The sequence below is a fragment of the Streptomyces sp. NPDC041713 genome (assembly GCF_055591085.1).
Window position 1 is genome coordinate 928,381 of the sequence record NZ_JBVIZY010000001.1, and the last position, 15,824, is coordinate 944,204.

Below are 15,824 nucleotides of genomic sequence, written 5' to 3' on the forward strand. Positions count from 1 at the left end.
GGAGTGCTGCGCCGCAGGTGGCAGTGCATAGGGTGCTGGGCAACCGCAAGAGGCGGTTGCCCAGGCAGTTCGAGAGGGGACAGCGCGTGACGGTCAACATGACCAAGGGTCAGGCCATCAGCCTGCAGAAGGACGACGGGGGCGCCCTGACCGCGGTGCGCATGGGACTGGGGTGGCAGGCCGCCCCGCGCCGGGGACTGTTCGGCACGCGGACGCGCGAGATCGACCTGGACGCCTCGGCGGTGCTGTTCGCCGACAAGCAGCCGGTCGACGTCGTGTTCTTCCGCCACCTGGTCAGCGACGACGGCTCGGTGCGGCACACCGGCGACAACCTCGTGGGCGGCGTCGGCCAGGGCGGGGACGACGAGGCGATCCTCGTCGACCTCCAGCGCGTTCCCGTCCACATCGACCAGATCGTCTTCACGGTGAACTCCTTCACCGGCCAGACCTTCCAGGAGGTGCAGAACGCGTTCTGCCGCCTCGTCGACGAGACCAACGGCCAGGAGCTGGCCCGCTACACGCTGGACGGCGGCGGTCAGTACACCGCGCAGATCATGGCGAAGGTCCACCGCGCGGGCGCCGGCTGGCAGATGACGGCCATCGGCAACCCGGCCAACGGCCGCACCTTCCAGGACCTGATGCCGTCGATCCTGCCGCACCTGTGAGCAGGCACCGGTGAGCAGGCACTTGTGAGCGCGCACCGGTGAGCACGCTTCCGTACCGCGCCTGACGGCGACGACCGCGTGAGGTGCCGGGCGCGAGTGACGTACGAGGCACGAGCGAAGCACGGGGGCTCGACGGGAGCCCTCCAAGGGGGAACGAACGCGATGACGGCCGAGCTGGTGCGGGGGCAGAACCACCCGCTTCCCGAAACCCGCCTGGAGATCCGCGTGTCCGCGGGCAAGCCGATCGTCGCGGGCGCCACGCTCGGCGACGACCGGGGCCGGGTACGCGGCGTGGAGTGGGTCGCCCACCCCGGCTCGCCCACCCTGCCGGGCCTCGAGGTCTCCCGGCAGGCGGCGGCCGACCACCGCCTCGCCGTGGATCTCGACGCCCTGCCGGACACCGTCCACCGGGTCAGCGTCCTGCTCGCCCTGCCGGTCGGCGTCGGGGGCCCGGTGAGTTTCCGTGCCCTCGCCGCCCCCTTCGTCGCGGTCACCGCGCTGGACGGCACCGAGGTCGCCGGTTACACCCTCACCGATCTGGACACCGAGTCCGCCGTCGTCGCCCTGGAGCTCTACCGCCGCCAGGGCGCCTGGAAGGTCCGCGCGGTCGGCCAGGGGTACGCGGGCGGCCTCGCCGAGATGCTCACCGACCAGGGCCTGCCCGAGGCCCGCGAGCTTGCGGCCTCGATCGACGACGCGGTGGCCCGGGGCCTGGCCCGCTCGGTGGCCGCGCCGCCGCAGCGCTCCGCCGACGACACCCACGTACGCACCGGGTCCCAGACCCAGGCGCAGCCCCAAGCCCAAGCCCAGGCCCAGGCTCAAGCCCAAGGACAGGCCACACCGGATCGCCCCGCAGTCCATCCCGAACAGCCAGGGCACCCGGGGCAGCCGGGACCCGCGGGCCGGCCCATCGGCGACACACCACCTCCGCCCCAGCCCGCCGACCAACCGAGCGCCGCCGCCCCGGTCGACTACACCCACCCGAGCCGTCGCGCCGCCGCGCCGCCCACACCCCCGCCCACCGCGCCCCCGGCCCCGCCCGGCCAGCCCGCACGGCCCGTCGCCGGGGACGCCACCGGCTGGTCCATGGAGGAGAGGCTCTACAACCAGGTGTGGGGCATGTTCGAGGACCTGGCCCGCACCACCGCCGCGTACCGCAGCGCCGTCGACTTCGCCGACTCCCGCAGGGAGCAGGAGCTCGACAAGGTCCTGTCCGACCCGCGCAGCCGCATCGGCGGCGCCGGTGACGCCGCGCGTCAGACCGCCCGCGCCAAACACGCCGACCTGGTCGGCCAGGCCAAGGCCGCCCTCGACCGCGACCTCGACCAGCTGGTCGCCGAGGCGGAGGTCGTCGAGCCCGCGCTGCCCCCGGCGTTCGCGGCGTGGAGCAGCCCCGCGTGGCACGCCTACCGCGCGCCGATGGAGATCCCCATGGCGCTGCGCCTCGGCGACCTCCACCTTCCGGAACGCGTCGACCTGCGCATCCCGATGCTGGTCCGGCTGCCGCTCGAACGCGGCCTGTGGATCGACAGCGGCAGGGAGCTCACCAACCACGCCACCGACGCCGCCACGCTGCGCCGCCTCGCCGTGGACAGCGCGGTCCTGCACGCGGCACGGCTGCTCGCGGCCTACCCGGCGAACGAGTTCCAGGTGCACGTCATCGACGCGGCGGGCAGCGCCATCTCCGCGCTCGCGCCGCTCGTGACGGCCGGTGTCCTCGCCGCGCCCCCGGCCGCCGGGGCGGCGGGCGTCGCCGACGTGCTCGGCAGGCTGACGCAGCGCGTCGACCTGGTCCAGATGGCGGTCCGCGGCGGCGCCGCCGACGCGCTGCCCCCGGACCTGGACACCGCGGAGCAGCTCCTGATCGTCAACGACTTCCCGCACGGTTTCGACGACCGCGCGGTGACCCAGCTGCGCTACCTCGCGGACGAGGGCCCGGCCGTCGGCGTCCACCTGATGATGGTCGCCGACCGCGAGGACGCCGCGGAGTACGGGCCGCTGCTCGACCCCCTGTGGCGTGCGCTGCTGCGGCTGACGCCGGTGCCCGACGACCACCTGGCCGACCCCTGGGTCGGTCACGCGTGGACGTACGACCCGCCGGTCGTCCCGCCGGGCAGCGAGATCCTGCCCCGGATCCTCGACCGGGTCGCCACGGCCCGACGCACCGGCGGACGTTGACGCCAAAGCGACTTTTGTACCGCCCTGACCAGGGCCTTTGGCTCTTGTTTGCCAAGCCCTTTACCAATCCTTGGTGTTTCGCGTACGCTTCTACCAGCGGAGGGGAGTACTCCCGACTGCGACGTACCCGTCAATACGGACCGCCATCGGTCCCGGGGCGTCGGCCCGACTCACGGCGGTGACCGTCTCGGGTGGAAGAGACCTCCGGCAGCGACGACGCTGATCAGTAGCCGTACGACGCCGGAGGCGCAGTGGACGTTTCAATGACCCTGTGGGTGACGACCGTTCTCGGTCTGTGTGCCCTGATCGCGGTCGACTTCTTCATCGGGCGCAAGCCCCATGACGTGTCGATCAAGGAAGCCGGAATATGGACGGTCGTCTGGATCGTCCTCGCGGCGCTCTTCGGCGTCGGCCTGCTGGTCGCCGGTGAGAGCCAGGCGTCCGGCGAGTTCTTCGCGGGCTTCATCACCGAGAAGTCGCTCTCCGTCGACAACCTCTTCGTCTTCATCCTGATCATGGCGAAGTTCTCGGTGCCCTCCCACCTCCAGCAGCGGGTGCTGCTGTTCGGTGTGCTGATCGCCCTGGTCCTGCGCGCGATCTTCATCGCCGCCGGCGCCGCGGTCATCGCCAACTTCTCGTGGGTCTTCTACATCTTCGGCGCGTTCCTGATCTACACCGCCTGGAAGCTCATCCAGGAGGCGCGCTCCGACGAGGAGGAAGAGGAGTTCGAGGAGAACCGCCTCCTGAAGTCCATCGAGAAGAAGTTCGGCGTCTCCGACCGGTACGAGGGCACCAAGCTCTTCATCCGGAAGAACGGCAAGAAGATCATGACGCCCCTCATGGTCGTCATGCTCGCCATCGGCACCACGGACGTCCTCTTCGCGATGGACTCCATCCCGGCGATCTTCGGCCTCACCCAGGACCCGTACATCGTCTTCACCGCCAACGCCTTCGCCCTGATGGGCCTGCGCCAGCTGTACTTCCTCATCGGCGGACTGCTCAGGAAGCTGGTCCACCTCAGCTACGGCCTGTCGGTGATCCTCGGCTTCATCGGCGTGAAGCTGGTGCTGCACGCCCTGCACGAGAACGGCGTGCACGTCCCCGAGATCTCCATCCCGGTCTCGCTCGGCGTCATCTGCGGTGTCCTGGTGATCACCACGATCACCAGCCTCATCGCCTCCAGGAAGCAGGAGCAGCGAGCGGCGGCCGAGGCCGCGGACGCGGACGACAGCCGCAAGGACAGCATCGAGGCCTGACGCCCGGTGTCCCCGCCCGCCGCAGGGCGGGGGCACCGAGTAGCGGCACCCAGGCGCCCGGGGCAGCATCGAGTCATGGTCACTCGGCTCCGGGCGCTCGGCATGCAGTGGACGGCCGTGGTGCCGGTCCTCGCGATCGTTCTCCTCGCGCTCACCTGGGGGCGGGACCTGCCGGGCGCGGTCGTCGCCGTCGTGACGCTGATCCTCGCCGGGGCGGTGCTCGCCGCCGTCCACCACGCCGAGGTGATCGCGCACCGGGTCGGCGAACCCTTCGGTTCGCTCGTCCTCGCGGTCGCGGTGACGATCATCGAGGTGGCGCTCATCGTCACCCTCATGGCCGATGGCGGCGACAAGAGCTCCACCCTGGCGCGGGACACCGTCTTCGCCGCCGTGATGATCACCTGCAACGGCATCGTCGGGCTCTGTCTCCTGGCGGGCGCGCTGCGCCACCGCGTCGCCGTCTTCAACTCCGAGGGCACTGGCGCCGCCCTCGCGACCGTCGCCACCCTGGCCACGCTCTGCCTGGTGCTGCCGACGTTCACCACCTCCAAGCCGGGCCCGGAGTTCTCCACGGCCCAGCTCACCTTCGCCGCGGTCGCCGCCCTCATCCTGTACGGCCTGTTCGTGACCACCCAGACCGTGCGCCACCGCGACTACTTCCTGCCCGTCACCCGGCAGGGAGACGTCATCGACGCCGACGGCCACGCCGAGGGCCCCTCCGCGCGGCAGGCGCTGATCAGCCTCGGACTGCTCGCCCTCGCACTGGTCGGAGTGGTCGGCCTCGCCAAGGGCGTCTCCCCGACGATCGAGTCGGGGGTGGAGAGCGCCGGCATGCCGCACGCCGTCGTCGGCGTGATCATCGCGCTCCTCGTGCTGCTCCCCGAGACGATCGCCGCGGTCCGCGCGACCCGCCGCGACCGCGTGCAGACCAGCCTGAACCTCGCCCTCGGCTCGGCGATGGCCAGCATCGGCCTGACCATCCCGGCCGTCGCCGTCGCCTCCGTGTGGCTGGCCGGACCACTGGTCCTCGGCCTCGGCGCGACCCACATGGTGCTGCTGGTCCTCACGGTGATCGTCAGCACCCTCACGGTCGTACCGGGCCGCGCCACCCCCCTGCAGGGCGGCGTCCACCTGGTGCTGTTCGCCGCCTATCTGGAACTGGCGGTCAACCCGTAGCGGCGATGTAGGCGGCCCGCGCCCAGCATCGGCAAAGGCCGAAGGTGCCTCAGAGGTCTCAGAGGTCTCAGAGGTCTCAATACGTCACGGTGATACGCCGGGCCGGGCCGTCCACCCGCACCGTCCCTCCGTACGGGATCACCAGCTGGGGATCGGTGTGTCCGAGGTCCACGTCGAAGACGGCCATGGTCCCGGACGCGTAGGTGCCGAGAGCCTTCAGGACCGCCTCCCGCTGCTCACGGGCGTACGTCGCCTTCTCCTCGGCCGTCGAGGGGCGCTGGAAGGACCACGCCTTGGCGCGGCCCATCAGGAGGGCGGGGAAGCGGTGCAGCAGCCCCCTCTCGCCCATGTTGCGCAGGATGCGGAACACCTCGTCGGCGCCGGGCAGTTCCTCCGACGTCTCCAGGAACAGCACGCATCCGTCGTACACGGACAGGTCGCGCGCGATCTCGCGGTCCGCCATCAGGAGCCAGGAGAGGATCTCCAGGCTGCCGCCCCAGGAGCGGCCCTCCACGACGCGCTCGGGACCGTGCCACCGCCAGCCGTCGGCCGGTTCGGTGGGCGGCTCCTGTGTGAGCGACGCGGGGTCTTCCCAGGGCAGGTCCACGTCGCAGTAGCGCTCGGCGGGGCGCAGTTCGTACGGCCCGGAGGTGAAGAGCGCGGCGCGCAGGGAGTCCGCGGTCGGGAGGGCCATGGCGCCGGGGCGGCCGAGCTGACACATCACGGACCCGCCGTGATAACCGACGATGCCCGACTGCCACAGGTACGCGAGCAGGTTGGTGTTGTCGCTGAATCCGAAGAACGGCTTCGGGTTCGCGCGGATCAACTCCCGGTCCAGCCAGGGCAGGACGGTGATCTGGTCGTCGCCGCCGATGGTCGCGATGATGGCCCTGACGGTCGGGTCGGCGAACGCGGCGTGGAGGTCGGCGGCCCGTTCCCGCGGGGTGGCGCCCATCTTCCGGGTGGTCGGGTACTCCACGGGTTCGAGGCCGAACTCCGTGCGGAGTCTGGCCAGGCCGAGCTCGTGGGGGAGCGGGAAGAGTCCGGGCAGGCCTGCGGCGGGGGAGAGGACGGCGACGCGGTCGCCGGACACCGGCTTCGGCGGATACGCGGGGACGCTGATCATGACGGGAGCGTAGGCGGGCACTACGGAGAGCGCATCCGACTTTCCGCGCGGTGCGCGTCCGGCCTCGGCCTCTCCCGCGCGCGGGAGGCGTGATAGACCTCCCCTATGACGCGCAGCCTTGCCACCGCCCCGATCATGGTTCTGAACGGGCCGAACCTGAATCTCCTCGGCCGGCGCCAGCCGGAGATCTACGGTACCGACACCCTCGCCGACGTCGAGGCCCTGTGCGCCAAGGCGGCGGCCGCGCACGGGGGGACCGTGGATCTGCGGCAGAGCAACCACGAGGGCGAGTTGGTCGACTGGATCCACGAGGCGCGGGAGCACCACGTGGGCATCGTCATCAACCCCGCGGCCTACTCCCACACCTCCGTCGCGATCCTGGACGCGCTCAACACCTGTGACGGAATGCCCGTGTTGGAGGTGCACATCTCCAACATCCATCAGCGCGAGGCGTTCCGGCACCACAGCTACGTCTCGCAGCGGGCCGACGGCGTCATCGCGGGATGCGGTGTGCAGGGGTACGCGTTCGCGGTGGAGCGGGTGGCGGCGCTGGTCGCCGCCGGTCAGGCGTAACGCGTACCCCTCCGGCTCACCAGCCTCGCGCGCGCCACTCAGCGAGGTGCGGCCGCTCGGCGCCGAGCGTCGTGTCCCCGCCGTGGCCGGGGTAGACCCACGTCTCGTCCGACAGCGTCCCGAAGATCTTCGTCTCCACGTCGTCGATGAGGCTCGCGAAGGCCTCCGGGTCCTTCCACGTGTTGCCGACGCCGCCCGGGAAGAGGCAGTCGCCGGTGAACACGTGCGCGTGGCCGTGCGGGTCGTCGTAGACGAGCGCGATCGAGCCCGGCGTGTGCCCCACCAGGTGGCGCGCGGTCAGCGTGACGCGGCCGACCGTGACGGTGTCGCCGTCGTCGACCAGGACGTCCGTCGGCACGGGGATGCCCGAAGCGTCCTCGCGGCCCGCGTAGGTGCGCGCGCCGGTCGCCGTCACGACGGCCTCCAGGGCCTGCCAGTGGTCGCCGTGCTGGTGCGTGGTGACGACCGACGCGATGCCGTCGTCACCGATCAGCGTCAGCAGGGTCTCGGCGTCGTTGGCCGCGTCGATCAGGAGCTGCTCGCCGGTGGCCCGGCAGCGCAACAGATAGGCGTTGTTGTCCATCGGCCCGACCGCGACCTTCGAAATCATCAGGTCCGGCAGCTCGTGCACATCCGCGGGCCCGCCGACCTTCACCGCTCCGCTGTACGTCATGTCCGCCAGCCTATAGCGGGGGCAGCGCGGGAAGGAGGCCGCCTTCGGCGGTGAGCGCGGAGCCGTCACGGCGACCGGCCAGCCAGCCGACCACCTCCGGTGCGGGGCCGGAAACGGTGACCTCGGGCCGGCCCTCCCTGCCTGTGCTCCACGCGTGCGTGCCGTCCGTGAGACGGATGGGCGGCACATCGGGGTGGCCCGAGAACCGTGCCGTGAGGAACGCGATCTCGCGCTGCGTGAACTCCGCCGAAAGATCCTCCAGCTCGTACCCGATCCCCAGATCCACGTGGTGCAGCTCGACCTCGATCCACCGGCGGAACGGCACCCGCGACGCCGTGTCCGTGACGCCGTTGCGGAGCTCCACCGTGCGGGACCAGTCGGCGGGCCTCGCGCCCTCCGCCTGGAAGCGCTCCGCGCTCTCCCGCACGTCGTCCAGCTGCGCCGCGAGCCCGCGCGGTGCGTCCCGCTCGATGTCCGCGTCCCGCGCCTCGGCGCTGACGTACATCGGGTGCCCGGCGAGCACGTTCACCAGCGCGTCCGCGTTCCGCGCGAGGTGGGCCAGGACGTGGCCGCGGCTCCAGCCGGGCAGCCGTGACGGCTCGGCGATCGAATCGTTGTTCAGTTTCGCCGCTGCGGTGAGCAGTCGGTCGGTCGCGTCACGTACAGACGCCAGGTCGCGCACATGATCAATCATGCGGTCGACGATAGCCGCGTCACACGGACGGGTGAAGAGCTCCGAAGGCGACCGTAAATCGAATACACGTGCTATATGGTCGAGAGCGGCATCGGGCATTCTTGAAGGTCCGGGTTTGTTGTGTACGTGGAACCAGGGAAGCAGCCCGGCGTTGTCAGTGGCTCGCCCTAGTCTGTGAACGACGGGGTTCAGCCCCTGTCACTTCTCTCAAGAAAGGTGCGGACCGGCGTGGCCGACCGTCTCATCGTCCGTGGCGCGCGCGAGCACAATCTCAAGAACGTCTCGCTCGACCTCCCGCGTGACTCCCTCATCGTCTTCACCGGACTCTCCGGGTCGGGCAAGTCCTCGCTCGCGTTCGACACGATCTTCGCCGAGGGCCAGCGGCGGTACGTGGAGTCCCTCTCCTCGTACGCCCGGCAGTTCCTCGGTCAGATGGACAAGCCCGACGTCGACTTCATCGAGGGTCTCTCGCCCGCCGTCTCCATCGACCAGAAGTCGACCTCGCGCAACCCGCGCTCGACGGTCGGCACCATCACCGAGGTCTACGACTACCTGCGCCTGCTCTTCGCGCGCATCGGCAAGCCGCACTGTCCCGAGTGCGGCCGCCCCATTTCCCGGCAGTCGCCGCAGGCCATCGTCGACAAGGTCCTCGAGCTCCCCGAGGGCAGCCGTTTCCAGGTCCTGTCGCCGCTGGTGCGCGAGCGCAAGGGCGAGTTCGTCGACCTCTTCGCCGACCTGCAGACCAAGGGCTACAGCCGCGCGCGGGTCGACGGCGAGACCATCCAGCTCTCCGAGCCGCCCACGCTGAAGAAGCAGGAGAAGCACACCATCGAGGTGGTCGTCGACCGCCTCACGGTGAAGGACTCCGCCAAGCGCCGGCTCACCGACTCCGTGGAGACCGCCCTCGGCCTCTCCGGCGGCATGGTCGTGCTCGACTTCGTCGACCTCGCCGAGGACGACCCCGAGCGCGAGCGCATGTACTCGGAGCACCTCTACTGCCCGTACGACGACCTGTCCTTCGAGGAGCTGGAGCCCCGCTCCTTCTCCTTCAACTCGCCCTTCGGCGCCTGCCCGGAGTGCACCGGCATCGGCACCCGCATGGAGGTCGACCCCGAGCTGATCGTCCCGGACGAGGACAAGTCGCTCGACGAGGGTGCCATCCACCCCTGGTCGCACGGCCACACCAAGGAGTACTTCGGGCGGCTCGTGGGAGCCCTCTCCGACGCGCTCGGCTTCCGTACCGACATCCCGTGGGCCGGACTTCCGCTGCGCGCCAGGAAGGCCCTCCTCAACGGCCACCGCACCCAGATCGAGGTCCGCTACCGCAACCGGTACGGCCGCGAGCGGGTCTACACCACCGCCTTCGAAGGCGCCGTCCCCTTCGTCAAGCGCCGCCACAGCGAGGCCGAGAGCGACGCCAGCCGCGAGCGCTTCGAGGGCTACATGCGCGAGGTGCCCTGCCCCACCTGTGAGGGCACCCGCCTCAAGCCGATCGTCCTGGCCGTCTCGGTCATGGGGAAGTCGATCGCCGAGGTCTCCGCGATGTCGATCAGCGACTGCGCGGACTTCCTCGCGCAGCTGAAGCTGGGCGCGCGCGACAAGAAGATCGCCGAGCGCGTGCTCAAGGAGGTCAACGAACGCCTGCGGTTCCTGGTCGACGTCGGCCTCGACTACCTCTCGCTGAACCGCGCCGCGGGCACCCTCTCCGGCGGCGAGGCCCAGCGCATCCGCCTCGCCACCCAGATCGGCTCCGGCCTGGTCGGCGTGTTGTACGTCCTGGACGAGCCGTCCATCGGCCTGCACCAGCGCGACAACCACCGCCTGATCGAGACCCTCGTCCGGCTGCGCGACATGGGCAACACGCTCATCGTCGTCGAGCACGACGAGGACACCATCAAGGTCGCCGACTGGGTCGTCGACATCGGCCCCGGCGCCGGTGAGCACGGCGGCAAGGTCGTGCACAGCGGCTCCATGAAGGAGCTCCTGGCCAACGACAAGTCGATCACCGGCCAGTACCTCTCGGGCAAGCGGGCCATCCCGATCCCGGACGTGCGCCGCCCCGCCGACCCCTCCCGGCAGCTCACGGTGCACGGCGCCCGCGAGAACAACCTCCAGGACATCGACGTCTCCTTCCCGCTCGGTGTGCTCACCGCGGTCACGGGCGTCTCGGGCTCCGGCAAGTCGACGCTGGTCAACGACATCCTGTACACGCACCTGGCCCGCGAGCTGAACGGCGCCCGGTCCGTCCCCGGCCGGCACACGCGCGTGGAGGGTGACGACCTCGTCGACAAGGTCGTGCACGTCGACCAGTCGCCGATCGGCCGCACCCCGCGCTCGAACCCGGCGACGTACACCGGAGTCTTCGACCACGTCCGCCGCCTCTTCGCGGAGACGACGGAGGCGAAGGTCCGGGGTTACCTCCCCGGCCGCTTCTCCTTCAACGTCAAGGGCGGCCGCTGCGAGAACTGCTCCGGCGACGGCACCATCAAGATCGAGATGAACTTCCTCCCGGACGTGTACGTGCCGTGCGAGGTCTGCCACGGCGCGCGGTACAACCGCGAGACGCTGGACGTGCACTACAAGGGCAAGTCCATCGCCGAGGTCCTCGACATGCCGATCGAGGAGGCGCTCGACTTCTTCGAGGCGGTGCCCGGCATCGCCCGGCACCTGAAGACCCTCAACGACGTCGGCCTCGGGTACGTGCGGCTCGGCCAGTCGGCGCCCACGCTCTCCGGAGGCGAGGCCCAGCGCGTGAAGCTGGCCTCCGAGCTCCAGAAGCGCTCCACCGGCCGGACGGTGTACGTGTTGGACGAGCCGACCACCGGTCTGCACTTCGAGGACATCAGCAAGCTGATCACGGTCCTCTCCGGCCTGGTCGACAAGGGCAACACGGTCATCGTCATCGAGCACAACCTCGACGTGATCAAGACCGCGGACTGGGTCGTCGACATGGGCCCCGAGGGGGGCAACGGCGGCGGTCTGGTCATCGCCGAGGGCACGCCCGAGGAGGTCGCGGGCGTCCCCGCCAGCCACACCGGCAAGTTCCTCCGGGACATCATCTCGTCGGACCGGATCAGCGACGCGGTGCCCTCGCGGGGGCGGTCGGCCAAGAAGACCGCCCCGCGCAAGGCGTCCGCCAAGAAGGCCGCCGCCAAGAAGACGGTGGCGGCGAGCGCCACGGCCACCAAGCGGACGGCCACGGTCAAGGCGGACGCCCCGGCCGGTAAGGCCCCCGCGGGCAAGGCCCCTGCCAAGAAGGCGGCCGCCACGAACAAGGCCGCCGCCGCGAAGAAGACGGCCGCGGCCAAGAAGCCGGCCGCCAAGAAGGCGGCGCGGGCTCGCAAGGCCTGACCGCAGCCCCGGGGCCGCGCGGCACGGTCCGGCCGACGTGCGCGCCCGACGCCGAGCGCCCCATCCCTCACCAGGGGTGGGGCGCTTCGCGTCGGCGCGGGAGCGGGTTCGGCGGCCCGAACACCCCTTGTCCGCCGCCCCGTTGGCGTGATCGGCTGGCCTCATGCCCGTACGCAGCGAACGCGCAGGCCCCGTCACCACCGTCATCCTGTCCCGCCCCGCCGCCCGCAACGCCGTCGACGGGCCCACCGCCCGCGCGCTCGCCGATGCCTTCCGGGCCTTCGACGCCGACCCGGACGCGGCCGTCGCCGTCCTGTGGGGCGAGGGCGGCACCTTCTGCGCGGGAGCCGACCTCAAGGCCATCGGCACCCCCGACGGCAACGCGGTGACCGAGGACGGGGACGGTCCCATGGGCCCCACCCGGATGCGGCTGTCCAAGCCGGTGATCGCGGCGATCTCCGGCCACGCCGTCGCGGGCGGACTCGAACTCGCCCTCTGGTGCGACCTGCGCGTCGCGGAGGAGGACGCCGTCCTCGGGGTGTTCTGCCGCCGCTGGGGCGTCCCGCTCATCGACGGCGGCACGGTGCGGCTGCCCCGGCTGATCGGCGAGGGGCGCGCCCTCGACCTGATCCTGACCGGCCGCCCCGTGGCCGCCGCGGAGGCGCTCGGCATGGGCCTGGTCAACCGGACCGTGCCCACCGGCACCGCGCGCGCCGCGGCCGAGCGGCTCGCCGCGGAGATCGCCGCGTTCCCGCAGACCTGTCTGCGACAGGACCGGCTCGCCCTGCACGAACAGGGCGGACTGCCCGAACAGGAGGCGCTGGCCGTCGAGTTGCGCCACGGCATGGTCTCGCTGGCCGGCGCGGCCGAGGGCGCGGCCCGCTTCGCCGCGGGGGCGGGCCGGCACGGGGCGTTCAGGGACCGCTGACGGCGGGTGCGCCAGACCTCGGGCCGTTGGCGGCGGACGCACCACGCCCCGCGGCCTTGGCGGTGGGTGCGCCGGACCTCGCGGCCTTGGCGGTGGGTGCGCCGGACCTCGCGTCCTTGGCGGTGGGCGCACCAGGCCCCGCGCCGTTGGCGGCGGGCGCGCCACGCCCCGCGTCCTTGGCGGCGGGCGCGCCACGCCCCGCGCCCTCGACGGCGGGCGCGCCAGACCCCGCGCCGTTGGTGGCGGCGCGCCACGCCCCGCGCCCTCGATGGCGGGCGCGCCAGACCCCGCGCCGTTGGTGGCGGCGCACCACGCCCCGCGCCCTCGATGGCGAGCGCGCCAGACCTCGCGCCCTTGACGGCGAGCGCACCACGCCCCGCGCCCTGGTCCGGACCGGCCCGATCCGGCCCGATCCGGCCTCCTCCGGACGAGAAGCCCTACGCCCCCGTGAGTTCCGCCGCGTACGGCGGTTCCGCGCCTGCGCGTGAGCAGGTGAGAGCCGCCGCGCGCGCGGCGAACCGCAGGACCTCGGTCCAGCCCGCCGCGTCCAGCGCGTCCGCCGCCCGCACCGAGAGCGCGTCCCGCGCCGAAAGGCCGTGCAGCAGCGCCGCGTTGACGGTGTCGCCCGCGCCGATCGTGTCCACCACGTCCACCCGCTCGCCGGGGACCCGCAGCTCCACGCCACCGCGCGTGTACAGCGACAGACCGTCGCCGCCGTGGGTGACGACCACGGCCGCGGGCCCGGCGGACAGCCACTCGTGCGGGGTGCCGCCGAGCCAGTCGGCGTCCTCCTGCGACAGCTTGAGCAGCGAGACCGACGGCAACCAGCTCTTGAACCGGGCGCGGTAGGCGTCGGCGTCCGGGATCAGACCCGCCCGTACGTTCGGATCGAGCGCGGTGAACACGCCGTGCGCCGCGGACCGCCGCATCAGCTCCTCGTACGCGCTCGCCCCCGGCTCCAGGACCAGCGAGCAGGTGCCGAAGGACATCGCACGTACGCCGTCGGGGAGCCGGGCGGGTGTCTCGAAGAGCCGGTCGGCCGTGCCCTCGACGTAGAAGGAGTACCCGGCGGAGCCGTCCGCGCCGATCGAGGCGACGGCGAGCGTCGTCGGCTCCGGGCCGCGCCGCACCGGCGAGACGTCGACGCCGGCCGCCCGCAACCCGTCGAGCAGCGCCTCGCCGAAGGCGTCCCGCGAGACCCGTGAGCAGAAGGCGACGGGGGAGCCGAGCCGGCCGAGCGCCACGGCGGTGTTGTACGGGCCGCCGCCGAGGCGGGGCGCGAGCACGGGCAGCCGCCCCGGCTCGCCGGCCGTGCCCTGCGGCACGAGGTCGATCAGGGCCTCTCCTGCGACGACGATCACGGGCGGTTCCTCTCGGGCGCTGCCTGCTCCGGCTCGGACACCGCGGCACGCGAGGGGCGCGGCGTCCCGCCCAGGCTAGGCGGTGCGCGAAGGCGCCGCCCGAACCGGGCACCACTCGGGCGGGCGCACGCCCCACCCGGTCGCGGCGCCGCGCCCCGCCCGGCCCGGGCACCCCGCGCCGGTAGGGTCGGATCCGTCACCGACACCCCTCACCTGTGGAGACACCATGTCCGGCACGCCCCACGCCCGCCGCACCGTGCTGCGGGCCGCCGCACTCGCCCCGGCCGTCGGACTCGGTCTCACCGCCTGCTCGTCCGGCGACGACGGAGCGAACCGGTCGGTGCCGACCGCGCCGGTGGACCTCGGAAAGTCCGACGAGGTGGCGGTGGGCGCCTCGAAGCTGTACACCGACCACAACGTCGTGGTGAGCCGGATCTCCGACGACCGCTACACGGCGTACAGCACGATCTGCACGCACGCGCGCTGCCCGATCAAGAACCTGGAGGGGCACAAGCTGACCTGCCAGTGCCACGGCAGTCAGTTCGACGCCACCAACGGCAAGGTGCTGCACGACCCGGCCGTCGAGCCGCTCGCCGAACTGCCGGTGAAGGTGGCCAACGGCAAGATCATCGCGGGCCCGGACAAGAAGGCCTGACCTCGTAGCCACGGGCCCTGCACCGAAGGCTTACCCCGTACCGGCGGGCCGGCCCCCACTCACTCCCAGTCCCACGCGATCCCCAGGATCCCCGCCCGCACCTGCGGCTCGACCACATGCACCGAGCGGTGGCTGCCGCTCAGGGTCAGCTCCTGGCGGCCGCCGCGCGGGGCCGCGGCCGAGTGCTGGACGAAGCGGTGGCAGCGTACGGGCAGCGCCGCCTCGTCGAAGCGGATCTGCAGCGCATACTGGCCGCCCGCGTAGGTGAAGCCGCGCATGTACTCGGTGGCGGGCCCGGCCGTGCCGTCCTCGAAGCCGTAGCCGAACAGATGTGTGTCGCCGGCCCGCAGCCGCGCGTCGAAGAGCAGCTCCGCGACGAGCACCCCGGTGCCCTGGTGCCACCGCACCCGCCCCGTACGGCAGTTCTCCAGGGCGTGCACCCGGACCCGGTCGGGGGAGCACCCCGGGTCCCCGTGGTGAATGGCGACATAGCGGTCCACGCCGTCCCGGTGGGCCCGCACGACGTGCTGCGAGTCGCGTCCCGCCATCTCGCGGCGCGCGCCGATCCGTACCCGCTCGTGGTGGCCGATGGTGTGCAGCCCGCCGTCGGCCGGGGACCCCAGCTCGGCCAGGAGCGAGCGCAGTACGTCCGAGGCCTCCACGAGGGAGCGGTACGAGCGGGCGGCGGGCCGGGCCCGTTCGGTGCGCTCGGCGGGCCGGACGAGCAGCCGGATCAGCGACTCCTCGGGGAGCTGCAGGATCTCCTCCAGGGCGCGCACGGCGCGCAGTGACTCGGTGCGCTGCGGGCGGCGCGCGCCCTGCTGCCAGTAACTCAGGCTCGTCACACCGACATTGACGCCGTGCCGGATCAGATGGTGGCGTATGCGGTGCAGCGGGAGCCGGCGTGCGGCGATCGCGGTGCGCAGCGCGAGGTGGAACGGTCCGGTGCGCAGGGCGGCCGCCAGGTCCGCGGGCTCCTCGTGGTCCCGGGCGCTCTCGTGCCCCGCGTCGTCGTGCCCGCCGGGCTGTTCGCCCCGGCCGTCCGCGAGTGGTGTGCCGTGCCGCAAAGCGGGCTCCTTCTGTGAACGTTCACTTCTGCCGTTCCGGCGTTCGCGCCGGTGGGGGCGGGCTGCCAGGTGGGCGCGCGGGCGATGTTCACATCCGTACGCCGCCGTTCACGGCCCAAGT

General features: G+C 72.1%; 14 protein-coding genes. 8 read left to right on the top strand and 6 right to left on the bottom strand.

Annotated elements, in window-relative coordinates:
• Window positions 1–86 precede the first annotated feature (86 nt).
• The 4 genes from ACZ6CV_RS04050 (at window position 87) to ACZ6CV_RS04065 (ending at window position 5,275) form a co-directional block, all read left to right on the top strand.
• Entirely contained in the window at window positions 87–665 is a 579-nt protein-coding gene (locus ACZ6CV_RS04050; protein ID WP_355817887.1) for a TerD family protein, read from the top strand.
• Between the two features lie 162 nt (window positions 666–827).
• On the top strand, window positions 828–2,843 hold the full coding sequence (locus ACZ6CV_RS04055) for a TerD family protein (RefSeq protein WP_469249446.1): 2,016 nt from the start codon (window positions 828–830) through the stop codon (window positions 2,841–2,843).
• 251 nt (window positions 2,844–3,094) lie between these two features.
• Window positions 3,095–4,099 carry a TerC family protein gene (locus ACZ6CV_RS04060; protein ID WP_469249448.1) on the top strand — a complete coding sequence of 335 codons (1,005 nt, stop codon included), beginning with the start codon at window positions 3,095–3,097 and terminating at the stop codon, window positions 4,097–4,099.
• Window positions 4,100–4,174: 75 nt separating this feature from the next.
• On the top strand, window positions 4,175–5,275 hold the full coding sequence (locus tag ACZ6CV_RS04065) for a calcium:cation antiporter (RefSeq protein WP_469249450.1): 1,101 nt from the start codon (window positions 4,175–4,177) through the stop codon (window positions 5,273–5,275).
• 76 nt (window positions 5,276–5,351) lie between these two features.
• Here the strand turns inward: ACZ6CV_RS04065 and ACZ6CV_RS04070 are convergent, their stop codons facing one another.
• On the bottom strand, window positions 5,352–6,398 hold the full coding sequence (locus ACZ6CV_RS04070) for a S66 family peptidase (protein ID WP_469249619.1): 1,047 nt from the start codon (window positions 6,396–6,398) through the stop codon (window positions 5,352–5,354).
• Window positions 6,399–6,506: 108 nt separating this feature from the next.
• Between ACZ6CV_RS04070 and aroQ the strand changes: the two genes are divergently transcribed.
• Window positions 6,507–6,974 (top strand): type II 3-dehydroquinate dehydratase, encoded by a 468-nt coding sequence (gene aroQ / locus ACZ6CV_RS04075; protein ID WP_469249452.1) that lies wholly within the window; start codon window positions 6,507–6,509, stop codon window positions 6,972–6,974.
• A gap of 16 nt (window positions 6,975–6,990) precedes the next feature.
• On the opposite strand, the gene ACZ6CV_RS04080 is transcribed toward aroQ, so the two are convergent.
• Window positions 6,991–7,647 (bottom strand): MBL fold metallo-hydrolase, encoded by a 657-nt coding sequence (locus tag ACZ6CV_RS04080; RefSeq protein WP_362376286.1) that lies wholly within the window; start codon window positions 7,645–7,647, stop codon window positions 6,991–6,993.
• 10 nt (window positions 7,648–7,657) lie between these two features.
• On the bottom strand, window positions 7,658–8,341 hold the full coding sequence (locus tag ACZ6CV_RS04085) for a maleylpyruvate isomerase family mycothiol-dependent enzyme (protein WP_469249455.1): 684 nt from the start codon (window positions 8,339–8,341) through the stop codon (window positions 7,658–7,660).
• Between the two features lie 228 nt (window positions 8,342–8,569).
• Here ACZ6CV_RS04085 and uvrA point away from each other — a divergent pair, with 228 nt between their 5' ends.
• A complete protein-coding gene (uvrA, locus tag ACZ6CV_RS04090; protein WP_469249457.1) occupies window positions 8,570–11,692 on the top strand; it encodes an excinuclease ABC subunit UvrA in 3,123 nt (1,040 codons plus the stop codon).
• A 163-nt stretch (window positions 11,693–11,855) separates the two neighbouring features.
• Complete coding sequence (locus ACZ6CV_RS04095) at window positions 11,856–12,620, top strand: crotonase/enoyl-CoA hydratase family protein (RefSeq protein WP_469249458.1); 765 nt, start codon at window positions 11,856–11,858, stop codon at window positions 12,618–12,620.
• On the opposite strand, the gene ACZ6CV_RS04100 is transcribed toward ACZ6CV_RS04095, so the two are convergent.
• Complete coding sequence (locus tag ACZ6CV_RS04100) at window positions 12,607–12,933, bottom strand: hypothetical protein (protein ID WP_469249459.1); 327 nt, start codon at window positions 12,931–12,933, stop codon at window positions 12,607–12,609. The two genes, ACZ6CV_RS04095 and ACZ6CV_RS04100, sit on opposite strands and share 14 nt — an antisense overlap.
• Before the next feature lie 124 nt (window positions 12,934–13,057).
• On the bottom strand, window positions 13,058–13,981 hold the full coding sequence (locus ACZ6CV_RS04105) for a carbohydrate kinase family protein (RefSeq protein WP_469249460.1): 924 nt from the start codon (window positions 13,979–13,981) through the stop codon (window positions 13,058–13,060).
• A 226-nt stretch (window positions 13,982–14,207) separates the two neighbouring features.
• On the opposite strand from ACZ6CV_RS04105, the gene ACZ6CV_RS04110 reads away from it, so the two are divergent.
• Window positions 14,208–14,636, top strand: a complete 429-nt coding sequence (locus ACZ6CV_RS04110) for a Rieske (2Fe-2S) protein (RefSeq protein ID WP_469249461.1) — start codon at window positions 14,208–14,210, stop codon at window positions 14,634–14,636.
• A gap of 59 nt (window positions 14,637–14,695) precedes the next feature.
• Here ACZ6CV_RS04110 and ACZ6CV_RS04115 read toward each other — a convergent pair whose 3' ends face one another.
• Window positions 14,696–15,601: a hypothetical protein gene (locus tag ACZ6CV_RS04115; RefSeq protein ID WP_469249620.1), complete on the bottom strand. Its 906-nt coding sequence runs from the start codon at window positions 15,599–15,601 to the stop codon at window positions 14,696–14,698.
• Between the last annotated feature and the right edge of the window lie 223 nt (window positions 15,602–15,824).

Excerpts from the sequence above, each read along its gene's own strand:
- ACZ6CV_RS04085 (WP_469249455.1), bottom strand. The coding sequence starts at position 8,341 with ATGATTGATCATGTGCGCGACCTGGCGTCTGTACGTGACGCGACCGAC.
- aroQ (WP_469249452.1), top strand. The coding sequence starts at position 6,507 with ATGACGCGCAGCCTTGCCACCGCCCCGATCATGGTTCTGAACGGGCCG.
- ACZ6CV_RS04110 (WP_469249461.1), top strand. The coding sequence starts at position 14,208 with ATGTCCGGCACGCCCCACGCCCGCCGCACCGTGCTGCGGGCCGCCGCA.
- ACZ6CV_RS04055 (WP_469249446.1), top strand. The coding sequence starts at position 828 with ATGACGGCCGAGCTGGTGCGGGGGCAGAACCACCCGCTTCCCGAAACC.
- ACZ6CV_RS04080 (WP_362376286.1), bottom strand. The coding sequence starts at position 7,647 with ATGACGTACAGCGGAGCGGTGAAGGTCGGCGGGCCCGCGGATGTGCAC.
- ACZ6CV_RS04065 (WP_469249450.1), top strand. The coding sequence starts at position 4,175 with ATGGTCACTCGGCTCCGGGCGCTCGGCATGCAGTGGACGGCCGTGGTG.
- ACZ6CV_RS04095 (WP_469249458.1), top strand. The coding sequence starts at position 11,856 with ATGCCCGTACGCAGCGAACGCGCAGGCCCCGTCACCACCGTCATCCTG.